Annotated in this window: 23 protein-coding genes; 6 read left to right on the top strand and 17 right to left on the bottom strand. The window is 70.0% G+C overall.

From position 1 onward, the window contains the following. Positions 1 to 270: 270 nt before the first annotated feature. The 9 genes from ACN28I_RS39655 to mutM all read right to left on the bottom strand — a co-directional run bounded on the left by ACN28I_RS39655 (position 271) and on the right by mutM (position 8,939). Complete coding sequence (locus ACN28I_RS39655; RefSeq protein WP_420947079.1) at positions 271 to 570, bottom strand: hypothetical protein; 300 nt, start codon at positions 568 to 570, stop codon at positions 271 to 273. Beyond that, a complete protein-coding gene (locus ACN28I_RS39650) occupies positions 548 to 1,693 on the bottom strand; it encodes a hypothetical protein (RefSeq protein ID WP_420947078.1) in 1,146 nt (381 codons plus the stop codon). The genes ACN28I_RS39655 and ACN28I_RS39650 overlap by 23 nt, the downstream gene beginning before the upstream one ends. Further along, entirely contained in the window at positions 1,693 to 2,217 is a 525-nt protein-coding gene (gene folK, locus ACN28I_RS39645; RefSeq protein WP_420947077.1) for a 2-amino-4-hydroxy-6-hydroxymethyldihydropteridine diphosphokinase, read from the bottom strand. Before folK ends, ACN28I_RS39650 begins: the two co-directional genes overlap by 1 nt. Beyond that, on the bottom strand, positions 2,214 to 2,981 hold the full coding sequence (locus ACN28I_RS39640; protein ID WP_420947076.1) for a fumarylacetoacetate hydrolase family protein: 768 nt from the start codon (positions 2,979 to 2,981) through the stop codon (positions 2,214 to 2,216). Before ACN28I_RS39640 ends, folK begins: the two co-directional genes overlap by 4 nt. Then, entirely contained in the window at positions 2,978 to 3,760 is a 783-nt protein-coding gene (gene dapB / locus ACN28I_RS39635) for a 4-hydroxy-tetrahydrodipicolinate reductase (protein WP_420947075.1), read from the bottom strand. The genes ACN28I_RS39640 and dapB overlap by 4 nt, the downstream gene beginning before the upstream one ends. Positions 3,761 to 3,903: 143 nt before the next feature. Next, the gene (gene dapA, locus ACN28I_RS39630; RefSeq protein ID WP_420947074.1) at positions 3,904 to 4,791 is read right to left on the bottom strand and encodes a 4-hydroxy-tetrahydrodipicolinate synthase; all 888 of its coding nucleotides are present in this window, start codon (positions 4,789 to 4,791) and stop codon (positions 3,904 to 3,906) included. Positions 4,792 to 4,807: 16 nt separating this feature from the next. After that, complete coding sequence (gene lysA, locus ACN28I_RS39625; protein ID WP_420947073.1) at positions 4,808 to 6,049, bottom strand: diaminopimelate decarboxylase; 1,242 nt, start codon at positions 6,047 to 6,049, stop codon at positions 4,808 to 4,810. Positions 6,050 to 6,206: 157 nt separating this feature from the next. Next, positions 6,207 to 8,003 carry a TIGR04551 family protein gene (locus ACN28I_RS39620; protein ID WP_420947072.1) on the bottom strand — a complete coding sequence of 599 codons (1,797 nt, stop codon included), beginning with the start codon at positions 8,001 to 8,003 and terminating at the stop codon, positions 6,207 to 6,209. A gap of 78 nt (positions 8,004 to 8,081) precedes the next feature. After that, on the bottom strand, positions 8,082 to 8,939 hold the full coding sequence (gene mutM, locus ACN28I_RS39615; RefSeq protein WP_420947071.1) for a bifunctional DNA-formamidopyrimidine glycosylase/DNA-(apurinic or apyrimidinic site) lyase: 858 nt from the start codon (positions 8,937 to 8,939) through the stop codon (positions 8,082 to 8,084). A 156-nt stretch (positions 8,940 to 9,095) separates the two neighbouring features. Between mutM and ACN28I_RS39610 the strand changes: the two genes are divergently transcribed. After that, positions 9,096 to 9,701 carry a superoxide dismutase gene (locus tag ACN28I_RS39610; RefSeq protein WP_420947070.1) on the top strand — a complete coding sequence of 202 codons (606 nt, stop codon included), beginning with the start codon at positions 9,096 to 9,098 and terminating at the stop codon, positions 9,699 to 9,701. A gap of 4 nt (positions 9,702 to 9,705) precedes the next feature. Here the strand turns inward: ACN28I_RS39610 and ACN28I_RS39605 are convergent, their stop codons facing one another. After that, entirely contained in the window at positions 9,706 to 10,713 is a 1,008-nt protein-coding gene (locus tag ACN28I_RS39605; RefSeq protein ID WP_420947069.1) for a Ku protein, read from the bottom strand. 241 nt (positions 10,714 to 10,954) lie between these two features. Between ACN28I_RS39605 and ACN28I_RS39600 the strand changes: the two genes are divergently transcribed. Further along, positions 10,955 to 11,779 (top strand): M48 family metallopeptidase, encoded by an 825-nt coding sequence (locus ACN28I_RS39600; protein ID WP_420947068.1) that lies wholly within the window; start codon positions 10,955 to 10,957, stop codon positions 11,777 to 11,779. 4 nt (positions 11,780 to 11,783) lie between these two features. Here the strand turns inward: ACN28I_RS39600 and ACN28I_RS39595 are convergent, their stop codons facing one another. Further along, positions 11,784 to 12,857, bottom strand: coding sequence for a YihY/virulence factor BrkB family protein (locus ACN28I_RS39595; protein ID WP_420947067.1), 1,074 nt, complete (start codon positions 12,855 to 12,857; stop codon positions 11,784 to 11,786). Between the two features lie 166 nt (positions 12,858 to 13,023). On the opposite strand from ACN28I_RS39595, the gene ACN28I_RS39590 reads away from it, so the two are divergent. Then, positions 13,024 to 13,686, top strand: a complete 663-nt coding sequence (locus ACN28I_RS39590) for a hypothetical protein (protein WP_420947066.1) — start codon at positions 13,024 to 13,026, stop codon at positions 13,684 to 13,686. Positions 13,687 to 13,698: 12 nt separating this feature from the next. Here the strand turns inward: ACN28I_RS39590 and ACN28I_RS39585 are convergent, their stop codons facing one another. The 4 genes from ACN28I_RS39585 to ACN28I_RS39570 form a co-directional block, all read right to left on the bottom strand. Further along, on the bottom strand, positions 13,699 to 14,670 hold the full coding sequence (locus ACN28I_RS39585; RefSeq protein ID WP_420947065.1) for a DMT family transporter: 972 nt from the start codon (positions 14,668 to 14,670) through the stop codon (positions 13,699 to 13,701). Between the two features lie 122 nt (positions 14,671 to 14,792). Beyond that, on the bottom strand, positions 14,793 to 15,845 hold the full coding sequence (locus ACN28I_RS39580) for an alpha/beta hydrolase (protein ID WP_420947064.1): 1,053 nt from the start codon (positions 15,843 to 15,845) through the stop codon (positions 14,793 to 14,795). An 88-nt stretch (positions 15,846 to 15,933) separates the two neighbouring features. Next, complete coding sequence (gene queG / locus ACN28I_RS39575; protein WP_420947063.1) at positions 15,934 to 16,953, bottom strand: tRNA epoxyqueuosine(34) reductase QueG; 1,020 nt, start codon at positions 16,951 to 16,953, stop codon at positions 15,934 to 15,936. Positions 16,954 to 16,969: 16 nt separating this feature from the next. Continuing rightward, entirely contained in the window at positions 16,970 to 17,530 is a 561-nt protein-coding gene (locus ACN28I_RS39570) for a cob(I)yrinic acid a,c-diamide adenosyltransferase (RefSeq protein WP_420947062.1), read from the bottom strand. A 126-nt stretch (positions 17,531 to 17,656) separates the two neighbouring features. On the opposite strand from ACN28I_RS39570, the gene ACN28I_RS39565 reads away from it, so the two are divergent. The 3 genes from ACN28I_RS39565 to ACN28I_RS39555 all read left to right on the top strand — a co-directional run bounded on the left by ACN28I_RS39565 (position 17,657) and on the right by ACN28I_RS39555 (position 20,851). Continuing rightward, a complete protein-coding gene (locus tag ACN28I_RS39565; protein WP_420947061.1) occupies positions 17,657 to 18,451 on the top strand; it encodes a thymidylate synthase in 795 nt (264 codons plus the stop codon). Beyond that, entirely contained in the window at positions 18,448 to 18,927 is a 480-nt protein-coding gene (locus ACN28I_RS39560) for a dihydrofolate reductase (protein WP_420947060.1), read from the top strand. Before ACN28I_RS39565 ends, ACN28I_RS39560 begins: the two co-directional genes overlap by 4 nt. 70 nt (positions 18,928 to 18,997) lie before the next feature. Further along, positions 18,998 to 20,851, top strand: coding sequence for an FTR1 family protein (locus ACN28I_RS39555; RefSeq protein WP_420947059.1), 1,854 nt, complete (start codon positions 18,998 to 19,000; stop codon positions 20,849 to 20,851). Between the two features lie 39 nt (positions 20,852 to 20,890). Here ACN28I_RS39555 and ACN28I_RS39550 read toward each other — a convergent pair whose 3' ends face one another. Next, entirely contained in the window at positions 20,891 to 22,819 is a 1,929-nt protein-coding gene (locus ACN28I_RS39550; RefSeq protein ID WP_420947058.1) for a response regulator, read from the bottom strand. Beyond that, on the bottom strand, positions 22,809 to 23,273 hold the full coding sequence (locus ACN28I_RS39545; protein ID WP_420947057.1) for a response regulator: 465 nt from the start codon (positions 23,271 to 23,273) through the stop codon (positions 22,809 to 22,811). The genes ACN28I_RS39550 and ACN28I_RS39545 overlap by 11 nt, the downstream gene beginning before the upstream one ends. Positions 23,274 to 23,277 lie beyond the last annotated feature (4 nt).

Raw genomic sequence — 23,277 nt, 5'->3', positions numbered from 1 at the left:
GCACGGCCAGACGGCCCGCACGTGTCCCACTCGGCAGATTGATGACCTTTCCGAGGATTGAGAGATCAGTCCGGATGTCCCTGGAGGCTGGTTTCGCCTGGGTCACTGGAGGGCGCGTTCGGTCGCAGCCGTCACATGCATTGAGCAGCGCCGCGCAGCCCAGGAGAAGAAGACGGGATGACCGTTTCAACATCATCGCTCCTGTCACCTGCGCGCGTCCTCGGGAGCCGTGGTGCGACCGGCTCCTGAGCCTACATGGCGTTGTTGGAGCTACTGGCTCAGCTTGGCCTGCAGCGAGGCGCGGGCCGCGTAGTCCGGCGCCGAGGCGGCCAGCTTCGTCCAGAGCGCCTTCGCGCCCTTGGCGTCGCCCTTGGCCTTCAGCGTCTCGCCGAGCTGATCCACCGCCGCCGGGTCAGAGCCCACCGCCACGCCCCACACCCGGTCCGCCGTGGGCTTGCCCAACCCCACCAGCGTCCACGCCAGGCCTGCCTTCACCCGCCCGTCCGGCCGCAGCGGCATCACCTGCCGGTACGCCGCCAGCGCCTCGTCATAGCGGCCCTTCGACAGCAACTCCTCGCCCTGCTCCACCGTCTGCGTGAGCTGGGCCTCGAGCTTCCGGCGTGCGCTCGACGTTCTGCATCGCCTGCATCGTCTCTTGCGAGAGCGTCGGCGCCGAGTCACCCCCACCCGCCATGGGGCCAGCCTGGCCGCCACCGCGCGGGCCACCACCGCCCGCCATCGGCCCCTGCGCCATCATCGGGTTGGGCGACAGGTTCAGCTTGGAGGCCCGGATGTTCCGGTCCTCCGCGCGCGAGGCCTGCCACTTCTTCATGCCTCCGGCCTTCACCGCCTCGTCCGTCATGCGGCCCAGCTTGCGCGCCAGCGCCGCTCTCGGGGAGTCCGGGTTCGCCGCCAGGAAGGCCTCGAAGCCCTCGTGCGCGGCCTGCAGCGCCTTCAGGTCCTCGCCCTTCGTCTCGTACAGCAGCGCCGAGCGCCCGAAGAGCGCGTCCGCGTACGTGGGCGCCACTTCCAGCACCCGCTCGTACGTCTTCAGCGCTCCCGCCGCGTCTCCGGAGAGGAAGAGCGCGTTGCCGCGCATCGCCTCCACCTCCAGCACCGGCTCCAGCGCCGCGCGCGCACAGGCCGCCGCGCCCGCCGTGTCACCCTTCTTCGCGCGCTCCACCGCCGCCGCCGCCATCTCCTCCACCGGAGACATCGCCGAGAAGCCGCACTTCGCCTCCGTGGGGCTCTGCACCGGCGTCTTGCCCAGCTTCTTGCGCTGCGCCAGGAAGAGCTCGCGCGCGGCCTTCCCCTTCTCCTCCGCCTGCAGGAAGTAGGGGATGGCGTCCGCCGCACGGCCGTTCGTGTAGTAGAGCTTGCCCAGCGACGAGGCGATCTCGAACGTCTTCTCCCGCTCGCGCAGGCCCTGCATGCTGTCGAGCTGCTCGAGCAGCTCCGCCGCACTGGGAGGCGCCCGGCCCGTCATCGGCGGGTGCCCGTCCGGCATCTGTCCCGGGGCCGCGGCATTCGAGGCCGCCGCTCCCGAGCCGAAATCGGGGTGGCCCGCGGGCATGCCCGGGGAGGAGGCGGCCGGACGCTGGGTCTCCGAGCCGAGGGGCGGGTGACCAGCGGGCAGATTGGTGGGCTCGGCGGCGAGCAGGGCCGCGGCCGTCAGGGCGAGAGAGAGGGTCATCACTCGGTTACCGGGAGAAGGGTTTCGGGCCACTGGGTGGCCGCGCACCGGCGCACATCTTGGGGAGCGAGCTGGGTGAGCAGCTCTACCACCGTCATGCCCAGCACGGGGTGCTCCGCATCGGGAGCGAGCTCGGAGAGCGGCTCCAGGGCGAAACGGCGTTTGTGCAGCTCGAGGTGGGGCACCTGGAGGTTGGGGTCCGCCACCACTTCGCAGTCCCAGAGCAGGATGTCCAGGTCGATGGGACGGGGTCCCCAGCGCTGGCCCCCGGGCTCGCGGCCCAGGTCGCGCTCTATCTGCTTGAGGATGCAGAGCAGCCGTTGGGGCGGCAGCGAGCACTCCAACGCGACGACGGCGTTGAGGTAGTGCGGCTGGGGCGGACCCACGGGCGCACTCTCGAAGAGAGACGAGCAGCGCAGGACGGCCACTGCATCGATACGGGACATCGCCTCCAGGGCGGAGACGAGTTGGGCTTCGCGGTCTCCCACATTGGAGCCCAGCCCTACATAGACGGTGGCGCTCAAGGCCCCATCTCAACAGGGTTGGCCAGGGTGCCGATTCCCTCCAGCTCCACTTCCACCAGGTCCCCGGCCACCAGCCGGCCCACGCCCGAGGGCGTCCCCGTGCTCACCAGGTCGCCCGGCAGGAGGGTCATGATGTGGGAGATGAAGGACACCAGCCTGGCGGGGCTGAAGACCATGTCGGAGGTGCGGCTGTCCTGTCGCACCTGTCCATTCACCCGGCAGAGGATGCGCAGGTCCGCCGCGGACAGGCCGGTGACAATCCACGGCCCGGCGCAGGCGAAGGTGTCGTAGCTCTTGGCGCGGGTGTGCTGAATCTCGCGGCGCTGGATGTCTCGGGCCGTCACGTCGTTGATGCAGGTGAGGCCCCAGATGGCGCGGGCGGCGGTGGCCTCGTCGGCGTTCTTCAGGCGCTCGCCGATGACGAGCCCCAGCTCCGCCTCGTAGTGCACCTCCTGGCTCGCCTGGGGAATCTGGATGGGCGAGCGGTGCGCGTTGAGCGCGGTGGAGGGCTTCATGAAGATGAGGGGCTCGGGAGGGACGGGCTTGCCCATCTCCTCGGCGTGCTTGCGGTAGTTCTGCCCGATGCACACCACCTTGGAGGCCTCCGAGGGCACCAGCAGCGACACCGCGCCGAGTGCCACGCGCTGGCCCGTGGCCTCTCTGCCGGCCCACGGCGCGCCGGAGAGCACCACCACCTCTTCACCCTCGATGCGGCCGTGGTGCGCACGGCCTTCCTGCTGGAAACGGCAATAACGCGTCGTCATGACGTCCTCTGGAAGCCGAGCACGTCGGCCATGTCGTAGAGCCCCGGCGAGCGGCCCGTCACCCAGCGGGCGGCCCGCAACGCCCCCAGGCCGAACTGGTCCCGGTGGGTGGCCCGGTGGGTGAGCTCGATGCGCTCGCCCTCGCCGAAGAAGTACACGGTGTGCTCGCCCACGACGTCCCCGCCGCGCAGCGTCTGCACCCCGATCTCCTGCTTCGGGCGCGCGCCAATCTGTCCCTGCCGGGCGAAGGTCAGGTCCTCCTGGCCCCGCCCCAGCGCAGAGGCGAGCACCTCGGCCAGCTTCAGCGCCGTGCCCGAGGGGGCGTCCTTCTTCATGCGGTGGTGCGCCTCGAGCACCTCCACGTCGTAGCCCTCGCCCAGCACGCGGGCGAGCTCGGCGGCCATGCGGATGACCACGTTCACGCCCACGGAGGTGTTGGGGGCCAGCACCACGGGGATGGAGCTGGCGCTGGCGGCCAGCTCGGCGCGGGACTCGGGGGTGAAGCCCGTGGAGCCGATGACCATGGCCACGCCGCGCTCGGCGCACTGGCGCGCGTGGGCCACGCTGGCCTCCGCGCTGGTGAAGTCGATGACCACCTGGGCTCGCGCGGTGTCGAGCACCCGGCCGAGGTCCTCGCCTCCGGAGACACCGAGGGCCTCCAGGCGAGAGAGCTGGCGCGCGGTGGCTCCGGCCAGCTCCAGGTCCTTGGACTCACGGACGAGGCGCAGCAGCGTGCCGCCCATGCGGCCGGTGACTCCAGTGATGACGGTGCGGATCATGGTGTCCTCGAAACCCTCACCCCGGCCCTCTCCCGGAGGGAGAGGGGATGTGTTGGCCCTCTGTCCACAGTGAGTGGTCCACAGTGCTCCACTCCCTCTCCCCTCGGGAGAGGGCCGGGGTGAGGGTGTCACGCATCCCGGGTTCAGCCCTGGACGAGGCCCAGCTTGCGCAGCTCGGCCTCCAGCTTCTTCGCGTTGGGCTCGGACATGGGGACGAGCGGCAGGCGCAGCTCCGGTCCGAACAGTCCCAGCTTGTGCAGCGCCCACTTCACGGGAATCGGATTGGACTCGATGAACAGCAGCCGGTGCAGCTCGTTCATCCGCACCTGGAGATCCCGCGCCTTCGCCAGGTCACCGGCGCGAGCGGCGGCCACCAGGTCCGCCATCATCCGCGGGGCCACGTTGGAGGACACGGAGATGACGCCCTTGCCGCCGCAGGCGATGAAGGGCAGCACGGTGAAGTCATCACCGGACAGGAGCGTCAGCCGCTCGCCGCACTTCTCCACCAGGTCCACCGCGCGGACCAGGTTGCCCGTGGCCTCCTTGAGGGCCACCACCTCGGGGAAGTCGCACAGCCGCAGCGCCGTCTCCGGCAGCAGGTCCACGCCCGTCCGGCCCGGCACGTTGTAGGCGATGATGGGGAAGCCGGGGTGCGCCTTGGCCACCGCCCGGAAGTGCTCCACCAGGCCCGCCTGGGTCGGCTTGTTGTAGTACGGCGTGACGATGAGCGTGCCCTCCGCGCCGGCCTCGCGGGCGCGCTTCACGTTCTCGATCGTCTCCGCCGTGCTGTTGGAGCCCGCGCCGGCCACCACCGGCACCCGGCCCGCCGCCTCCTCCACCGCCACGCGGATGGTGCGGAAGCGCTCCTCGGCGGACATCGTCACCGCCTCGCCCGTCGTGCCCACGGGGATGAGCACGTTCGTGCCGCCGGCGATCTGCTGCCGGACGAGCGCACGGTAGGAAGCCTCATCGAACGCTCCCTCCCGGAAGGGGGTGGCGAGCGCGGTCATCGAGCCTTCGAAAGTCCTCATACCGCGGCTTATATGTTCAGGGCCGCTCGCCGCGCCAGAGGTCCTCGACGCTCTCCCGCTCGCGCACCACCCGCCAGGCGTCGCCGTCCACCAGCACCTCGGCCGGCCGGGGCCGGGAGTTGTAGTTGGAGGCCATACTCATGCCGTAGGCCCCGGCGGTCATCATCGCGAACAGCTCGCCCTGCCTGGGCAGCACCAGCTTGCGTTGACGGGCCAACACGTCGGTGGACTCGCACACGGGCCCGACCACGTCCACCTCCACCTCCTTGCCGCGCCGCTGCACCAGCGGCTGCAGCCCGTGGTGGGCGTCGTAGAGGGCGGGGCGCATCAGGTCGTTCATGCCCGCGTCCACCACCACGAACTGGCGGGCCGGCGTCTCCTTGCGGAAGAGCACGCGGGTGACGAGCACGCCCGCATTGCCCACCAGCAGGCGGCCCGGCTCGAAGATGAGGGTGGCGCCGGTGTCACCCGCCGCCGCGATGGCCGTGCGCGCGTACTCGGCGGGCGTGGGGGGCGTCTCCTCGGTGTAGGTGATGCCCAGGCCGCCGCCGATGTCCAGGTACTGCAGCGCGTGCCCCTGGGCCTTCAGCTCCTGGTAGAGCCCGGCCATCTTGGTGAGCGCGGACTTGAAGGGCGCGGTGCGCGTAATCTGGGAGCCGATGTGGCAGTCCAACCCCACCGCCCGCAGGCCCTTCATCTTCTTGGCGCGGGCGTAGAGGGCCGCCGTGTCCTCGAAGGGGACGCCGAACTTGGACGTCTTCAGGCCGGTGGAGATGTGACGGTGGGTGCGTGCGTCCACGTTGGGATTCACACGCAAGGCGAAGGGCGCGCGCTTGCCCTGGGCACGGCCCACGGCGTCGAGCAGCTCCAGTTCCTCGGGGCTCTCCACGTTGAAGAAGAGGATGCCGGCGGCGAGGGCCTGGGCCATCTCATCGGCCGTCTTCCCCACGCCGGCGAACACCGTCTTGCCGGGCTGGCCACCGGCCGCCTTCACGCGGGCCAGCTCACCGCCGGAGACGATGTCGAAACCACTGCCCTCCTCGGCCAGCAGGCGCAGCACCGCGAGGGTGGAGTTGGCCTTCACCGCGTAGCACACCAGGTGCGGGTGCGAGCCGAAGGCCTCCGCCACCACCCGGAAGTGCCGGCGCAGCGTGGCGGCGGAGTAGACGTAGACAGGGGTGCCCACCGCATCGGCGATGGCCGACAGGGGCACGTCCTCGGCGTGCAGGACACGCTTGCGATAGCTGAAGTGATTCACGGCGTCCCAGCGTCAGGGAGAGAAGTCGGAGGCGGAGACGGCTGCTGCGTCTCCGGGGGGGGCGCGGGCGGACGGGGCGGCCCCTTGATACCGCAGGCCGCCGCACCCGACACCCCGAGCACTGCGATGAGACAGCGAAACCGCCGCATCGGCCTTCCTAGAAGCGGATGCCGAGCGTGCCGCGGATGGCGTGGGACGTGGCCAGCTCCACCCGGGCGTTCGGGTCCGACTCGTTCAGACCGGCGAGCGGGAAGAGCACGGACCAGTCCACGCGCGCCACGAACCCATCCTCCGTCTCGTAGCGGGCGCCCACGTTCGTCTCGATGCCCAGCATCCGGTCCGTGAAGGACGGCGTGGACTCGGCGTAGAGGGACTGCGAGTAGATGGCGCTGCCGAAGAGATCGAAGCCCTGCGTCAGCGTGTAGCGGACGGTCGGCTTGACGTAGACGGCGTCGGTGACGGTGCCCACCAGCTCGCGCCAGAGGATGTTGTCCACGCGGTAGGCACGGTTGAAGCGGAAGTTGCGGATGGCGTTGTCACGGCAGCCGCCGGTGCCGCAGAAGAACTGCGGACCCTCCACGTCACCCGGCTGGGCGGAGCCGCCCGGCCCCGTGCCCGGCTGGCCCGGGTAGGCGCCGAAGCCCGGCGCCCGGTCACCCGAGGCGAAGCCCACCTCGAGCTGGAGGTTGAGCTGCCCGTTGAGCATCCGGTACTCGCCCACCGCCGCGCCGCCGAAGGCCACCACGTCCAGCGCCTGGTTGAAGCTCGGATCGTTCACCTGGGCCGCCGTGCGCGCCAGGCCGTTGATCTGCCCGAGGTAGGCGGCCAGCTCGAACTCCACGCGGAAGTTGCGCTCCTCGTAGCGCAGCCACACGTCCGGGATGTAGAGCGTCGCGCCGCGCGGGACGAACAGGCCCGGCTGCTCCACGCCCTCGTCGTTGACCGCCGGGCTGTAGCGCTGCGTGCGCCAGCTGAAGTGCAGGCCGTAGTTGAGCACGCCCTGGTTGTTGTCCAGCTTGGCCTTCACCTGCTGCGGGGTGTCCCGGCGCGCCACGGCCAGCACCCAGCTATGGCTGTCGTCCGCGCTGGAGATGTCCACCGGCTGGCCCTGCTCGCCATTGGGGTAGGCGTAGATGCCCTCGTCGTTGAACTCGAACATGGGCGTCACGTAGAAGCCGTCGAAGGGCTCCGTGACGAACATGACGCGGTCCACCACGTCGCCGAAGTCACACTCCAGGCAGTTGCCGTCGTTGCGCAGCAGGCCCAGGCCCCAGTGCGCCGTCATGCGGCCGAAGCGCAGCAGACCCACCGGCGTGGACACCTCGCCGTAGGCCTCGCGCACCATCAGCGAGTCCTTGATGCTGTTGAGGGCCGAGCGCGGGGAGACCTGCCCGTCATTGAAGATGTCGAAGAGGTAGAAGTTCCTGTCGACGTCGCTCATGGGCGTGGAGCCCAGAATCACGTTGTCCAGGGCGTCCACCTGGAGCTTCACCCGCACCTCCTCGGAGATGTTGAAGGTGGGCTCCAGGCGCAGGCGCATGTCGGCGAAGGACTGGGTACTCTCCGTGGGCCGGGGCGAGGGGAAGAGCCGGCTCTCCAGGGGCTTGCCCAGATCGAACTGGTAGTAGAGGTTGGGCCGCAGACGGTAGTAGCCGTCCAGGGTGAAGATCTCCAGCTTGCGCTTCTCCTCGACCCACTCCTCCTGCCAGTCGGTGGCGAGTGACTGGGTCGCGAGCTGGGCGCGGATCTCCTCGCGCATCTCCTGCTTGGCGGCCTCCACGCGCTTGTCCACCTCCTGGCGGATGCGCTCCTCGGTGGAGTCGGCCCCCTCGGGGGTGGCGGGAGCGGCGTTCTCCTGGGCGGGAGCCGGCGACCCGGACTGGGGCGCGGGCGTCTGGGCGGTGGCCGTAGCGGAGGCGACGAGCAGCGCCGCCAGCAGGGCGTTCGACGACATAGGGGATTCTTCTCCGAGGCCGCGCGAGTGCGGCAAGGTGCAAAGGGCGGGCGAGTCAACCGGACCCGGCCGGGGGTGTCAACGACGGCGAGAAGTTGTCTTCCTCCGTCCGTCCGGGGGTTTACGGCCCGGGTGCTTCGGTTGGCACTGGGGACAGCAATGGGTGGTACGGCCTCCCTGGGGGAAGGATTGCACGGTCGTCCCGCACCGGGCACAGGCCGTCCCGGCGCGGCCGTAGACGAGGAAACGGTTCTCCGCGCCGTCCTCCAGGTACGCGGGCTCCTCGCCCTGCTGCTCCTCGAGGCCGAAGGTGATGGAGGCGTGGATGGCGTCGGCCAGCCGCTGCCACTCCTCGGGAGTGAGCGAGCCCGGCTTGCGCGCGGGATGGAGCCCGGCCCGGAAGAGGGCCTCGGCGGCATGGATGTTGCCGAGCCCCGTCACCCGGCCCTGGTCCATCAGGGCCACCTTGAGCTCCTGCTTGGAGTGGCCCACGGACTCCTGGAGCTGCGCGGCGGTGAGGCCATCGGCGAGCGGATCCCTCCCCAGCTCCTTCACCGCGTCCAGCTCGTGCAGGCGCGAGGCGGCGCACGGCTCCATGCGGCCGAAGAGGCGCGAGTCGGCGAAGTGGATGACGTCGCCGGAGTCCAGGTGGAAGCGGGCGCGGCTGTAGGGGACGGGGACGCCCTCGGGGCGGCGGACGAAGCGGCCCGTCATGCCCAGGTGGCCCAGCAGCCCCCGGCCGCCCTCGAAGGTGAAGAGGAGGTACTTGCCGCGCCGCTCCAACGACACCAGGCGGCCCCGGAGCTCGGCGAAGTCCTCGCGGCGCGCCCCGCGGAAGATGCGCGAATCATCCGCCTCGGCGCGGACCACGCGGCGGCCGTCCATCCAATGGACGAGGTTGCGCCGGGCGATTTCGACTTCCGGAAGCTCGGGCATGCGGGTGTGCGGCATAACACCCTGCGCACGCCGCACGCATTGCTTACTTGTTGCCGCGCGCACATCTGCGCGAAACAACTCCCCGGCAAACGGCGCGCCCCGAGTAGAAGGGTCGCCTTCGTTCAACGCTCCTTCTCCCCATCCGGAGGCCCCCACATGGCCGACATCCAGAAGAAGTACACGCCCATGCAGTTCACCCACCTCAAGGGGCTCAAGGGCATCAGCGACGCGGTGCTCGAGTCGCACTTCAAGCTGTACGAGGGCTACGTCAACCGCACCAACAAGCTGACCGAGCTGCTCTCGGGCCTGCAGGCCAAGGGCGAGGGCCTCGGCTCCAACCCGGCCTACGCCGAGATGACCCGCCGGATGGGCTTCGAGTACAACGGCATGGTCCTGCACGAGTACTACTTCGGCAACATGAAGCCGGGCGGCGCCACCACGCCGGGCGGCAAGCTGAAGCAGGCCATGGAGCAGAGCTTCGGCTCCTATGAGAACTGGCTGGCGGACTTCAAGGCCGTGGGCACCTCGCCGGGCATCGGCTGGGCCGTCACCTTCCAGGATCCGCGCACCGGCTGGCTCTCCAACCACTGGATTACGCTGCACGAGAACGGCAACATCGCCGGCTACACGCCCATCATCGTCATGGACGCGTGGGAGCACGCCTTCGTGCCGGACTACAAGCCGTTCGAGCGCGCGAAGTACGTGGACGCGTACTTCCAGAACATCGACTTCGACGCCTGCGAGGCGCGCCTGAAGAAGTAGCACTTCAGGGCTTCGCGTTTCGCGTCAAGGCGGCGGGTGGGCACCTCACGGGCCCATCCGCCGTCGTCGTTTCGGGGGCTACGCCTTCTTCTTCCCGGTGCCGGAGCCGCCCTTGCCGCGGGTCCGCGCCGTGCTCCCCACCGGCTTCTGGCGGGGAGTCCGTTCCCGCGCCTCGCGGGCGGCCTGCGGGCGCATCCGCAAGGCCCCCCGGGTGGGGAAGCTCCGTCACCTCGCCGCGCACGGCCTCCCCCCTGCCCTCCCGGCTGGCACGCGGCACCGCCTGCGCCACGGGCGCCGGAGCCTGGGGAGGCACCTCGCGGATGCCGTGCTTCCGGGCCCGCCGCTCGAGGAAGCCGAGCAGCCGCTCGCGGTGCGTGTCCTGGTAGCGATGGGGCTCGAATTCGACGGTACGGGCCTCGACGGCGCGCAGCACGGCCTCCACATCGCTCTCGACGGGACGGGGCCCGGGCAGGGTCAGCTCGGAGAAGCTGTCCTGGGAGATGAGCTCGTCCGCGTAGTGCAGGGTGGAGAGGACGAGGCCCCGCCCATGCGGCCACACCACGCACAGGTGCCCCTTGAGGTGCATCACCAGCCGCCCGATGCCGGCCCGCCCCGAGGCCCTCAGCGCCATGGCCAGGGTGGCAAAGGGCCGCAACGCCTTCTCCCCCGGCATCACGTGGTAGGTGGTGTCGAAGAGGATGGGGTCGATCTCCGACAGCTCGATGAAGTCCTCCAGGTCGACGGTGCGGCTGGCCACCGGATCGAAGGCCTCCAGCTCGCCGCGCGTCACCTCCACGTAGTGGCCGGGGCGGATTTCGTAGCCCTTCACCACGTGCTCGAAGGGCACCTCCTTCCCATCGGCGGCACACACCCGTTTCTGCTGGATGCGGGCACCATCGGCGTCGTGCAGGAGATGGAACTGCACCTGCCGGGGCGACACGGCGCCGTAGAGCCGCACCGGGACGTGCACGTGCCCGAAGCCGAGCGAACCGGTCCAGACGGGACGAGACATGTGGGGCCTCCCTGGCACCCGCGGGGGCGCCGTCTCCTAGATTCCGTAGCGCCCGGCCGGTCGGCAAGGCACTCCTCGCTCACGGCCAGGGGCCCGCCGGGACGTTTGCCCCCGCGCATTGCATATCCGTCCACAGCCGGCCGTCCCGGGAGAGAACCCCCGGCAGGGGATGCTTGCCGAGCCCCGGAACGCTGAGTACGACCCCGGGTCCTCCGGCAGCACCAGACAAGGAAGGCGACGCATGAAGAGGATTCTCTCGGTGGTCATGACCCTCTCGCTGGCGATGGGGCTCACGACGGGTTGCGCGGCGGGCAAGAAGGTCAACGTGGGGCGCACGGCGGCGGCCCTGTTCATCTCCGATCAGCAGGAGGCGGAGCTCGGCAAGCAGGTGAAGCAGGAGCTCGAGACGAAGGAGAAGATCAAGTACGTGGAGGACCCGGCGGTGCTGGAGTACGTGCGCAGCGTGGCCACGCCCATCCTCCAGGCGGCGAACCGGGACCGGCAGAACGTGAAGTGGAAGGTGAACGTCATCGATGACCCGAAGATGGTGAACGCCTTCGCCACACCGGGCGGCTACCTGTACGTGTACACGGGCCTGCTGCTGGCGGCGGACAACGAGGCGGAGCTGGCCGGCGTGCTGGGCCACGAGGCCGCGCACGTGACGGGCCGGCACTCGGCGCAGGCGCTGATGCTCCAGTACGGCCAGGAGGCGATCAAGCAGGTGGCGCTCGGGAAGAACCCGGGGACGGCGGCGCAGATCGCGTCGAGCCTCGCGGGCGCGGGCACGGGCCTGGCCTTCAGCCGGAGCAACGAGACGGAGGCGGACGAGCTGGGCGCGAAGTACACCTCGGCGGCGGGCTATGATCCGCGCGGACTGGTGACCTTCTTCCAGAAGCTGGCGGCGGCCGAGGGCAAGACGCCGGGCTTCATGAAGTGGCTGAGCACGCACCCGGCGAGCGCGGATCGCGTGCAGCACCTCAACAGCTACATCTCGCAGAAGGGGCTGACGGGCTCGAACGCGGGGACGGAGCGGCTGGCCCCCATCAAGGCGCGCCTGAAGCAGTAGGCCGTCAGTGCAGGGAGGAGTGCGGTCCCGGCTCCTCCCGCGTGGGCGGAGAGCCCTCGCCGGAGTCATCCTGGACTTCGGCGGGGGGAAGGACCTCGGGAGAGGCGCGCTCGGCCATGCGCCGGCGCCAGCGCCAGAAGGCGAGCCGCTCCCGGCCCGAGCGGAGCCCCCGGGGAGCGCTCTTGAGGTGGGGCGCCTCGATGGGCGGAGGCTTTCCGGCGGCCTGGGCGGCCTCGGCCGCGGCGTGCTCGAGGACGGCATTCACCTCGCCGCCGAGAATGAAGATGAGGCCGGTGAGGTAGAGCCACAGCAGCAGCACGACGACCCCGCCGATGGAGCCATAGGTGACGTTGTAGCGGCCGAAGTGCTCCACGTACTGCGTGAAGCCCCAGGTGGTGGCGAGCCACAGCACGGTGGCGAGCGCCGCGCCGGGAGAGAGGAACTGGTAGCGGTGCCGGACGGCGGGCAGGCGCCAGTAGCACAGCGCCAGCGCCAGCATGACGAGAGCCGCGGTGAAGGGCCAACGCAGCCAGGACCAGACGGCGTGGTAGACGTTGAGGAAGTGGAGCCGCCCGGCGATCCACTCGCCCACCTGACCGCCCAGCAGGAAGAGGGCGAAGGCCAGGGGGAGGAGCAGCGAGCCCGCCACGGTCATGATGATGGCGAGCCCCTGGGTCTTCCAGAAGGGCCGGTACTCGGGGACGTCGTAGGCGAGGTTGAGCGCGCGGCGGAACGCGTCCACGCCGCGCGAGGCCGTCCAGAGCGCCACCACGAAGCCGAGGGTGATGAGGCGGGGCTGGCTGTCCTGGACGAGCGACTCGAGGTGCCCCTGCACCACCTGCAGGGCCTCGGCGGGCATGAGGGGAGCGAGCCGCTCCATCATGGCGTCCACGGCACCCGGGGCGAACGGCAGCCGGCCCGCGAGCGTCACGAGGAAGAAGAGGAAGGGGAAGAGGGAGAAGAGGAAATAGAAGGCGAGCTGCGCGGCCCCCTCGGTGATCGCGTCCTCCTGGAGCTCCACCCAGAGACGCCGGAAGAACTCACGCCATGTCAGGTGCCTGGGCTTGCGGAACGGCATGGCCTCCTCCGCGGTGTCCCGGATTATCGAAGATGGGAAGGTGGGCACGGGTGGGCCTCCGTGCAGCAAGTAACCGGGCAGGCCCTCGCCGCCCCCTTCCCCGCCGCCCGCTCACCGGGAGCCATATCCCCCGAGGGCGCGAGGCCTGCTAGCCTCCCCGTCCACCATGCTTCCGTTTCCGCTCGTCGTCCTCCTGACGCTCGCCGCTGGTCCCGACCGCACCGTCCCCGCGGGGTGCCGTGAGGATTTCGTGACCTGCCGCGAGGACTGCACCATCGACTACGGTGGCAGCACGACGAAGTACCGCCAGCTCAGCCTGTGCCTCCAGAGCTGTGAGAAGGAGCAGGCGGAGTGCACCACCCGGCACTACTCGCTCCGGGACACCGGCTACGACAAGCCGGTCCGGGACACCGAGGCTCCGGCCGCGCGCATCGAGACCCCGCGGGACGGGGTGCGCCGTGGAGTCTACCGGGCCTCGGACTCGGAACCGGCGCCCGAGCCGGAGCCGGACATGATCAAGGAACCGGAGCCCGAGCCGGAGCCGGCACCGGAGCCGAAGGCGGAGCAGCAGCGGGAACCGGAGCCCGAGGTCCGGCCCACGCCGAAGGGGAAGAGCACGGTGAAGAAGGCCTCGGCGAAGAGCGGGGACATGCGCATCTTCGACGAGGACGAGCCCACGCCCGCCCCCGAGCCCGAAGCCGAAGCCGAGCCCGAACCGGAGCCCGCGCCCAGACCGGCGCCGAAGCGGGTGGAGCCGCCGTCGCGTCCCGCGCCGCCGCCGGAGCCCAAGAAGAAGGACATCTCGGACTGGGACCCCAACGAGCGCTGAACGACCGAGGGGCTACCCGCGCGCGACCGGAGCCCCCACCGCCTCCTCCGAGGCCCGCGGAGGCCCTGACACGAGCGGGGCACTCTGCGTCAGCCGCACGCCGGCGATCACCAGCCCTCCGCCGAGAGCCAGGCCCCAGTGCAGGGACTCGCCGAGCAACAACCACGCGGCGATGGCGGTGGTGGAGGGCTGGAGGTTGGAGAAGACAGCGACGCGGGAGGCCGGCACCTTGGACAGGGCGTAGTACCAGATGAGGTACGCGACGACGGAGGTGAGGATGGCCAGGTACGCGATGCTGCCGAGCGCGGGGAGGCTGGCGGAGAAGGTGCGTGCGGGAGCCAGCGCGAAGGGCGTGACGGGCAGCAGGAGCAGGGCGGCGGCCACCATGCTCCACGCGGTGGAGCGCAGGGGGCCGTGGGCGGCGGCGAAGGGCTTGCCCTCGGTGGTGTAGACGACCCAGGCGCTCACGGCGGCGAGGATGAGGAGGTCCCCCACGAGCGACCCGCTCGCCGAGGCCAGCCCCCGTCCGAGCAGCAGCACCACCACGCCCGCGAGCGCGGTGAGGATGCCGAACGTGGCGCGCGAGGAAGGCCGCTCGTGCCCGCGCGCGAGACTCACCAGGTACACGCCGAGCGGGGTGAGCGCATAGAGCAGGGCGGCATGGGCGGCGGTGGAGCGGGACAGCCCATAGAAGAACAGCATCTGGTTGATGGGGCCCGCGAGCAGGCCGAGCATCAGCACGCGGCGCCACTCGGAGCGCGGCGGCAGTTTGGGGCCGGGCGTGAAGACGAGCAGCAGGCAGAAGACGGTGGCGCTGAGGAGGAAGCGCCAGAGCACCACGGTGACGGGCGGCAACTCCTCCATGGCCCGCTTGCCGGCCAGATACGTGCCCGTGTTGATCAACACCTGGAAGATCAGCGCGGCGTAGACCGGGCCGAGCGGCGCCTGACGAGGAGAGACAACTTCAGTGGAGGATGCGGACATCGCTTCGGGCCACGTACCAGATTGCCCGGTGGCCCGGAACAGCACCTGTCACTTCGAGCAGGTCACGACAGAGACCTACACCCTGCCGGCGGGCTCGCCGCGGGCGGTGCGCGGCGTGTTCCTCAGGGCGAGGCCGCTCCGGCCACCGGTGGGGCACGCACCTGGAGCACCACGTCGAGGACGGCCGCGCTCGCCTGCCGGGCATGTGCCTGGTCCGTCAACAACGAGAGGTGGTTGGCCTCGGGGATGAGGCGGTACTCGCCGCGGGAGGAGAGGGAGACCATCTCGCGGTGCAGGGCCTGGAATGCGGGGACCAGCTCCGGTGCACCAGCGGCCGCGCCCGCGCTCACCACCAGCAGGGGCCTGTCACCGAGCCCCCGGGTGGCACGGACCTGGGCCGCGGAGTCGTCCCAGGCCAGCATCTCGTCGTGCGCGGCCTCCATGTGCCGGGGCGTGGAGGCGAAGGCCGCGGCCTCCGCGAAGGCCCGCTCGGGCAGCCCGCGCCCCATCGCGTCGAAGAGGCCCGTGGCGCGCACCAGGCCCACCTGGACGAGCGCGGGCATGAGGGCCATCATCTTCACGCCCAGCTCGAACTGCTTCCGGGCGGACCCCGGCAACCGCTCCAGCTGGTCCGGGTGCGAGGCATCCAACAGCACCATTCCAGCGACCTGCTCCGGGTAGCGATCCGCGTAGAGGCGGACGAAGAGCCCACCCAGCGAGTGCCCCACGAGGACGAGGGGACCGGACTCGCCCGCGTTGGCGAGCAGGGTGTGGAGCTGCTCGACGACATGCGCCGCGTCGTGAGGCCCCTGGCCCGGCTCGCTCCAGGCGTTCCCCGCCCGGTCGTACGCACAGACGCGCGTGGTCTTCGCCACCTCGGACTGCACCCAGGCCCAGCCGGAGGACATGCTGTTGGCGCCCGACTCCAACACCACGGTGGGACGGCCCTCGCCGAGGCAGTGCAGATGCAGGCGGTGGCCGCCCACGTCCACCATCCGTCCCGGTGGGGGGAAGTCGCGCTCATCCGCCGCGGCGGACACGGCCTGGTACACCGTGCCGGTGACCAGCAGGAGGGCGAGCCCCAGGCCCGTCCACAGCAGTCTGCGCAGCCAGCGCCGGGGCGGACGGCCCTGGGATACGGAGGCGGGAGGAGGGGTCTCGGACGAGGCGCTCATGAGGTTCCCGTACCACACGACGAGGAAAGGCGGCCAGACACGGACCGCGCGGCCACGCTGGCGCGGTTGGACGCTTGGCTCGAACGGACTACGCGTCCAGGTGCCGGAGCGCCCACTGCGCGGCGTGGCGAACCTGCTCGCTAGGGTCCTGGCACAGCTTCTCCAGGAGGGAGCGGGCCTCGGCCTGCTTCACGGCGCCCAGGGCGTACACGGCATTGCGGCGCAGGCCGTCGTACTTGGCCCGCGCGAGCGGGGTGCCGGGAATGAGCCGCTCGTACTGCTCCGGGGTGAGCGCGGCCAGCTCCATCACCCCGAGCTGCGCCACTGCCCGGGGCGTGAAGCGCTCGTTGGGGGTGAACACGGGGCTGCGATTGAGGGGGCAGACGTCCTGGCAGATGTCGCAGCCGAAGACGATGTTGTCCATCTCCACGCGGAAGGACTCGGGCACCTCGGCGTGGCGGTTCTCGATGGTCTGGTAGGAGAGGCAGGCCCGCGCGTCCACGCGGCCGTGGCCCAGCAACGCGCCGGTGGGGCAGGACATGATGCACTTGCGGCAGTGGCCGCAGCGGTCGCTGGCGGGGCCTCCCGCGTACGCATCCACCTCGGCGTCCAGGATGAGCGCGGACAGCAGCACCCACGAGCCAAAGGGCTCGGTGATGAAGCACCCGTTCTTGCCCACGTAGCCCAGGCCCGCGCGCGCGGCCCACACCTTCTCCATCAACGGGCCCGAGTCCACGCTGCCGTAGTGGTGCACCTCGGGGTACGCGTCCGAAATCAGCTTGCGGAAGGCCTTCAGCTTGTCGCGCAGGGTGGAGTGGTAGTCCCGGCTGCGCGCGTAGCGGGCGATGGGCGAGCCCTCCACCCGGGGCTCATCGCGGTAGTAGTTGGTGGCGAAGGCGATGACGGTGCGCGCGCCGGGGAGCAGCCGGGAGACATCCAGCCGCTCGGCCGCCCGGGTGCCCATCCAATCCATGTCCGCGGCGCAGCCGGACTCCAGCCACCCGAAGAGGAACTCGGAGGGGATGGGCTCGGCGCGCGCGAAGCCCACGAGGTCGAAGCCGACCTGCTCGGAGAGCTGGCGGAGATGTTCAGTGGGCAGCGGAGTCACGGTCTCTAGATAACCGCTACTTCGTGGGCTTCTCCGGTATCCACTTCACGTCCTCGACGCCAGCCCGGTGGTTGGCGATCCGGGCCATGACGAACAGCAGGTCCGAGAGCCGGTTGAGGTAGACCACCGCCTCCTGCTGGGCCTCGCCCTCGCGCAGGGCGGCGACGACCCGGCGCTCGGCCCGGCGGCACACCGTGCGGGAGAGGTGCAACGCGGCGGCTGCCTGGCTGCCCCCTGGCAGGATGAAGTGCGTCATGGGCGACAGCTCCGTCTCGAAGGTGTCGATGGCCTTCTCCATGTCCGTCACCCACTCGGCCTTGAGCTTGGGGATGTGCTCGGAGGCCTTGGTGCCCACCGGCGTGGCCAGCACGGCCCCCACGGTGAAGAGCTGGTCCTGCAACCGCAGCAGGAGCGCATCCAGGTCCGAGGGCATGGACAGGGCGCGCGCCAGTCCGAGCGAGGCGTTCAGCTCGTCCACCTCGCCGTAGGCGTCCACGCGCACGCTGTCCTTGCGCACCCGGCCTCCGCCGAACAGGCCCGTCTCTCCCGTATCCCCGGTCTTCGTGTAGATCTTCATGGCGGCGCCCTTCTAACGGCTTCCCGTGCGAGACCGCCACTGGAAGACGATTCGTCCAGCATCAAGCATCGGGCGCGGCGGAAGATTCGCGATCACCCTGGGCGTGGGCTACTAGAAAAACAGCCCATGAAACAGTACCTCGCCCTGCTCGAGCACGTCCTCCACCACGGAACGAAGAAGAGTGACCGGACCGGGACCGGGACGCTGAGCATCTTCGGCCACCAGATGCGGTTCGACCTCACGCAGGGGTTCCCGCTGGTGACGACGAAGAAGCTGCACCTCAAGTCCATCATCCACGAGCTGCTGTGGATGCTCGCGGGCGGCACCAACGTGAAGGACTTGCAGAAGCACGGCGTCACCATCTGGGACGAGTGGGCGGACGCGGAGGGCAACCTCGGCCCCATCTACGGGCACCAGTGGCGCTCGTGGCCCAGGCCCGGCGGCGGCTCCATCGATCAGATGACCCAGCTCGTCGAGCAGCTGCGCAAGAACCCCGACTCGCGCCGGCACATCATCAGTGCGTGGAACGTGGCGGACCTGGACGCGATGAAGCTGCCGCCCTGCCACATCCTGTTCCAGTTCTACGTGGCGGACGGAAAGCTCTCCTGCCAGCTCTACCAGCGCAGCGCGGACATCTTCCTCGGGCTGCCCTTCAACATCGCGTCCTATGCGCTGCTGACGATGATGGTGGCGCAGGTGACGGGGCTCCAGGCCCACGAGTTCATCCACACCACGGGTGACGCGCACCTGTACCTCAACCACGTGGAACAGGCCCGCGAGCAGCTCGTGCGCGAGCCGCGTGCGCTGCCGAAGATGACGCTCAACCCCGAGGTCCGCTCGCTCTTCGGCTTCAAGTACGAGGACTTCACGCTGAGCGGCTACGAGCCGCACCCCGCCATCAAGGCGCCCGTGGCCGTATGAAGAGGATCTCCGCCATCGTGGCCATGGCCACCAACCGGTGCATCGGCCGGGACAACACCCTGCCCTGGCGGCTGCCCGCGGACCTCAAGCGCTTCAAGCAGCTCACGATGGGGCACACGCTCGTCATGGGCCGCAAGACATACGAGTCCATCGGCCGGCCGCTGCCGGGCAGGACGATGGTGGTGGTGACGCGCCAGCGGGACTACGCGCCCGAGGGCGTGCAGGTGGCACACTCCCTGGAGCAGGCGCTGGAGCTGGCGCGCGGTGACGAGGTCTTCATCGCGGGCGGCGCGGACCTCTACCGGCAGGCCATGGCGCACGTGCGGCGGCTGTACCTCACGCGCATCGGCCAGGACTACGAGGGCGACACCTTCTTCCCCGAGGTGGACCTGTCCGGCTGGAAGCTCGTCGCCGAGGAGCACCACCCGGCCACCGCCACTGAACCGCCCTTCTCCTTCCTCACCTACGAGCGGTAGAGGCGGGCCCCATTTTGATTTTGATTATCAAAATTGAAAATAGAGGCCGAGGGCTGGTACACCACCTTTCGTGAAGCACTCCGGCCTTCTGCTCCTGTCCCTGTTGCTCGTGGCGCCCCTGGCCGCCGCTGATGAAGGTGCGTCCGAGGGGCGCACCTGGCACCGTCTGGTGGGCATCCTCCAGTACCTCCAGGCGGACTACCCGATGGCGGTGGAGTCGAAGTCCGACTTCGAGCTGGCCGAGCAGCGCAGCTTCATCGCCGAGGCGGCCGAGGCGGCCGGAGAGCTGGGGCCCCGGGGCGAGGCCTTCCTGTCGCGCCTGAAGGAGATCAAGGCCCGGGTGGACAAGGCCGAGGATCCCGAGGGCGTCAGCCGCGACTGCGGCGAGCTGGTGGAGGACCTGGTGCTCGCCGGGGGCCTGGCGCGCAGCCCGCGCACGCCGCCGGACCTGGCGCTGGGCGCGCAGGTGTACAAGCAGAACTGCGTGGCGTGCCACGGCACGGACGGGCGCGCGCAGGTGCCCATCGCCGCGACGATGGAGCCGCAGCCGGCCAACTTCCATGACCCGGACATCATGGCCGGGCTCACCCCGTACAAGGCCTTCAACACGGTGGGCTTCGGCGTGCCCGGTACGGCCATGCCCGGCTTCCCCACCCTCACCGAGGAGGAGCGCTGGGCCGTCGCCTTCTACGTCCACACGCTGCGCCAGCCCGCGTGCGAGGGCAACCCGCCGCGCGTCTCGCTGGAGAAGCTCGCCAACGCCACGGATCCCGAGCTCGTCCAGGCCCACGGACAGGAGCACCTCGCGTGCCTGCGCCGCGAGATGCCCGACGTGGACGAGGAGCGCGGTCTGCTGACGGCGAGAGACCACGTGGAGCAGGCGCTGAAGCTGGGCGCCGCCGGGGACTCGCTCGGGGCGCGCAACGCGCTGCTGGACGCATACCTCAACGGGCTCGAGCCGGTGGAGGCGACGCTGAGCGCCCGCAGTCCCGAGCTGGTGCTGAAGCTGGAGAAGGCCTTCCTGGACACGCGGCTCGCCGCCGAGCAGAAGAGTCCGCACCTCCAGGACGAGGGCCGCGTCCTGCTGTCGCTGCTGGACGAGGCGCGGCGCGGCAGCGGCACCACGGCGGGCTTCGTCTCGGTGCTGTGGCTGACCGTGCTCATCCTCCTGCGCGAGGGTTTCGAGGCCACCGTCATCGTCGCGGCGCTGCTGGCCATGCTGCGCAAGATGCAGGCGACGGCGTACGCGCGCGTGGTGCACGCCGGCTGGGTGTCCGCGCTGGTGCTGGGCGCACTCCTCTTCATCTTCGGCCGGCACCTGCTGGGCGGAGCCAACCGCGAGATGCTCGAGGGCGTGGCCGCGCTCGCCGCCGTGGGCATGCTGCTGTACGCGGCCCTGTGGCTCAACGCGCGCGCCAACATGAGCAAGTTCATGGGCGAGCTGCGCGAGAAGATGAAGGGCGCGCTCGGCAAGGGCAGCGGCGTGGGCCTCTTCGCCATCGCCTTCTCCGCCGCGCTGCGCGAGAGCGTGGAGACGGCCATCTTCCTGCAAGGGCTCGCGCTCGACTCGGCGTCCGGGGTGGCCTGGGGCTGCGCCGTGGGCGCCGTGGCCCTCACCCTGCTGGTCCTCTTCATCAACCGCATGGGCTACAAGCTGCCCATGAAGACGCTCTTCAAGGCGTCCACGGTGCTGCTCGTCGTCACCGCCATCATCCTGCTCGGCAAGGGGCTGCGCGCCCTGCAGGAAGTGGGCATGGTGCCGCTCAAGCCCATTCCCCTCTTCACCTTCGAGCCGCTCGGCATCTTCCCGGATGCCATGACGTTCTTCCCGCAGCTCGTGCTGACGGCCATCCCGCTCGCCCTGCTCATCATCAAGCGGCGCGGCGGGGACAGCACCCGGCTGGCGGACGCCTCGCAGGGCTGAGCGCCCGCGCGGGACCCCGACGAAGGGCCCCGCGCCCCGTCACGACGAGGCGGCGGCCAGCAGCGACTGCACCAGCCCGCGCAACTCCTGGGTGGAGAACGGCTTCTCCACCCGGTGGTTGGGCACGTGGCTCAGGAACGCGCGCGCATTGGCCGTGAAGGCGCCTCCGGTGAGGAACACCATCCTCCCGGCCAGGCCCGGCGAGTGGTCCGCCACCGCCTGGTGCAGCTCCATCCCGCTCATCTCCGGCATCATCAAATCGCACAGGATGAGATCGAACGGCTCTCCGCTGGTGAGCCGGGCCTGGGCCTCCCGCGCGCTCGTCAGCGCGACGACCTCGTGCTCCCGCTGGAGCGTCCGGCGGATGGCCATGCCGATCATCGGCTCGTCATCCACGACGAGGATGCGGCCACGCCGGGCCGCCGCGGACACCACGGCCTCCTTCGGCGGCTCGCTCGGGCGGGCGGCGGTGGTGGCGCGCAGGATGACGCGGAAGGTGCTCCCCTTGCCGACCTCGCTCTCCACCTCCATCCGTCCACCGAAGCTGGTGATGATGTCCTGGCAGATGGGCAGGCCGAGCCCCGTTCCCACGCCCACGGGCTTGGTGGTGAAGAACGGCTCGAACAACCGCTCCAGGTTCTCCGCCGGAATGCCCGAGCCCGTATCCCGCACCTCGATGGCCAGGCCCTCGGCATGGGGCCGCGTGAGGACGCGGATCTCATTGCGCTCCACGCCGCCCTCGGGGATGGCCTGGGCCGCGTTGACGAGCAGGTTCACCATCACCTGCCCCAGCCGGCCCTCGTGCGCCTCGGCCATGAGCTGGTCCGTGAAGTCCCGCACCAGCCGCGCGCGGTGCTTGATTTCATTGGAAGCCATGCTGATGGCGCTCTCGAGGACACGGTTCACGTCCACGGGCTCGGGCCGCGCCTGCTCCTCCGCGCGAGAGAACATCTTCAATTGCCGGACGATATCGCGCACGCGCGTGGCCCCGAGCTGCGCGTCGGCGACCAGCTTGCGCACATCGTCCTGCTCGCCGCCGGGCAGCGTCAGCCGGGGGAGCACGTCCGTCTCCAGGTGGCCGAGGTTGGCCACCGTGAAGGCGAGCGGATTGTTGATTTCATGGGCGATGCCCGCGGCGAGCGTCCCGAGCGAGGCCATGCGGTCGGCGCGCACCAGGCGGGCCTCCATCTGCTTGCGCTCCGTCAAATCCCTCACGAGCCAGACGATGCAGGGCTGGCCATCGAACACGCTGGGGGCATGAGCGAGCTCCACGAAGACGGGAGTCCCGTTCTTGCGCAGCATGCGGATCTCCATGGGGGCGGCCTTCGCCACCGTCCCCACCTGGGCATCGCGGGGGAGCAACACACGCGACTCGGCGTGGATGAACATCCCCTCCAGCTCGACCCGCGAGCCTCCCAGGAGCTCATCCGCGGACGAGAGGCCAATCAGCGAGACGAGCGCGGGGTTGGCATAGACGAGCCGCTCGCCCTGCGTCACCCCGACGCCATCGGGCAGCCGCTCGATGAGCTCGCGGAAGCTCGCCCGCGACCGGCGCAGCTCCTCCAGCGTGCGCGCATGCTGGAGCGCGTAGCGGATGGAGCGTGCCAGGAGCGTCGGCGTGAGCTGCGACTTGTCGAGGAAATCGGCGGCCCCGGCCTTCAGCGCCTCCTCATCGAGGGCCTCGTCGCTCATCCCCGTCAGCAGGATGACCGGGCCGAGCCATCCCTGCTGCCGCATCCGCGCGAGCAGATCGAGGCCCGTGCTGGCATCGAGACGGTAGTCGAGCAGGCACACGTCATGGCGCCCGGACCGCAGTTCCTCGAGGGCCTGCTCGCCGTTGTCCACCCACTCCAGCACCATGCGCCCCCGGCTGATGGAGCGCAGGGCGTCACGGGTCAGGATGAAATCATCCTCGTCATCCTCGACCAGCAGGATGCGGATGAAGGGCTGTTCTGCATCAGGTTTCATGGGGACCAGCGGGGCGAGGCAGTTCGACGATCTGGAACCAGTGTTTGTCGAGGATCTTCACGACCTCGACGAGCCCATCGAAAGTCACGGGCTTGGAGATGAAGCAATTGGCCCCGAGGTCATAGCTGCGAAGAATGTCCTCCTCGGCCTTGGAGGTAGTCAGGACGACCACGGGGATCTGCCGGAGCGCCGGGTCGGACTTGATTTCGCGCAGGGCCTCGCGGCCGTCCTTGCGGGGCATGTTCAGGTCCAGGAGGATCAGCCCCGGCCGAGGGGAGCTCTTCGGATCCGCGTAGGCGCCGCGCCGGTACAGGTAGTCGAGCAGCTCTTCCCCATCCTCGACGAACCGGAGCTCGTTCATGAGCCGGCTCTCCTGCATGGCCGTGCGGGCGAACTCCCGATCGTCCATGTCGTCATCCGCCATCAGAATCGTGACGAGCTTTCGGTGTGGCATGGGT

Source organism: Archangium gephyra, from assembly GCF_049060025.1.
In the GTDB taxonomy this organism is placed as follows: domain Bacteria; phylum Myxococcota; class Myxococcia; order Myxococcales; family Myxococcaceae; genus Archangium; species Archangium gephyra_A.
The sequence above is the reverse complement of the archived record's forward strand: the minus strand, read 5'-3'. Positions and strand labels throughout refer to the sequence as shown.

What these genes read in the sequence shown, in the direction of transcription:
- ACN28I_RS39580 (WP_420947064.1), bottom strand. Translation starts at nt 15,845, where the DNA reads ATGAGCGCCTCGTCCGAGACCCCTCCTCCCGCCTCCGTATCCCAGGGC.
- ACN28I_RS39590 (WP_420947066.1), top strand. Translation starts at nt 13,024, where the DNA reads ATGCTTCCGTTTCCGCTCGTCGTCCTCCTGACGCTCGCCGCTGGTCCC.
- ACN28I_RS39560 (WP_420947060.1), top strand. Translation starts at nt 18,448, where the DNA reads ATGAAGAGGATCTCCGCCATCGTGGCCATGGCCACCAACCGGTGCATC.
- ACN28I_RS39650 (WP_420947078.1), bottom strand. Translation starts at nt 1,693, where the DNA reads ATGACCCTCTCTCTCGCCCTGACGGCCGCGGCCCTGCTCGCCGCCGAG.
- ACN28I_RS39565 (WP_420947061.1), top strand. Translation starts at nt 17,657, where the DNA reads ATGAAACAGTACCTCGCCCTGCTCGAGCACGTCCTCCACCACGGAACG.
- ACN28I_RS39610 (WP_420947070.1), top strand. Translation starts at nt 9,096, where the DNA reads ATGGCCGACATCCAGAAGAAGTACACGCCCATGCAGTTCACCCACCTC.
- ACN28I_RS39545 (WP_420947057.1), bottom strand. Translation starts at nt 23,273, where the DNA reads ATGCCACACCGAAAGCTCGTCACGATTCTGATGGCGGATGACGACATG.
- mutM (WP_420947071.1), bottom strand. Translation starts at nt 8,939, where the DNA reads ATGCCCGAGCTTCCGGAAGTCGAAATCGCCCGGCGCAACCTCGTCCAT.
- ACN28I_RS39570 (WP_420947062.1), bottom strand. Translation starts at nt 17,530, where the DNA reads ATGAAGATCTACACGAAGACCGGGGATACGGGAGAGACGGGCCTGTTC.
- ACN28I_RS39620 (WP_420947072.1), bottom strand. Translation starts at nt 8,003, where the DNA reads ATGTCGTCGAACGCCCTGCTGGCGGCGCTGCTCGTCGCCTCCGCTACG.
- ACN28I_RS39585 (WP_420947065.1), bottom strand. Translation starts at nt 14,670, where the DNA reads ATGTCCGCATCCTCCACTGAAGTTGTCTCTCCTCGTCAGGCGCCGCTC.
- dapA (WP_420947074.1), bottom strand. Translation starts at nt 4,791, where the DNA reads ATGAGGACTTTCGAAGGCTCGATGACCGCGCTCGCCACCCCCTTCCGG.
- ACN28I_RS39550 (WP_420947058.1), bottom strand. Translation starts at nt 22,819, where the DNA reads ATGAAACCTGATGCAGAACAGCCCTTCATCCGCATCCTGCTGGTCGAG.
- ACN28I_RS39600 (WP_420947068.1), top strand. Translation starts at nt 10,955, where the DNA reads ATGAAGAGGATTCTCTCGGTGGTCATGACCCTCTCGCTGGCGATGGGG.
- ACN28I_RS39605 (WP_420947069.1), bottom strand. Translation starts at nt 10,713, where the DNA reads ATGTCTCGTCCCGTCTGGACCGGTTCGCTCGGCTTCGGGCACGTGCAC.
- ACN28I_RS39640 (WP_420947076.1), bottom strand. Translation starts at nt 2,981, where the DNA reads ATGACGACGCGTTATTGCCGTTTCCAGCAGGAAGGCCGTGCGCACCAC.
- dapB (WP_420947075.1), bottom strand. Translation starts at nt 3,760, where the DNA reads ATGATCCGCACCGTCATCACTGGAGTCACCGGCCGCATGGGCGGCACG.
- ACN28I_RS39595 (WP_420947067.1), bottom strand. Translation starts at nt 12,857, where the DNA reads ATGCCGTTCCGCAAGCCCAGGCACCTGACATGGCGTGAGTTCTTCCGG.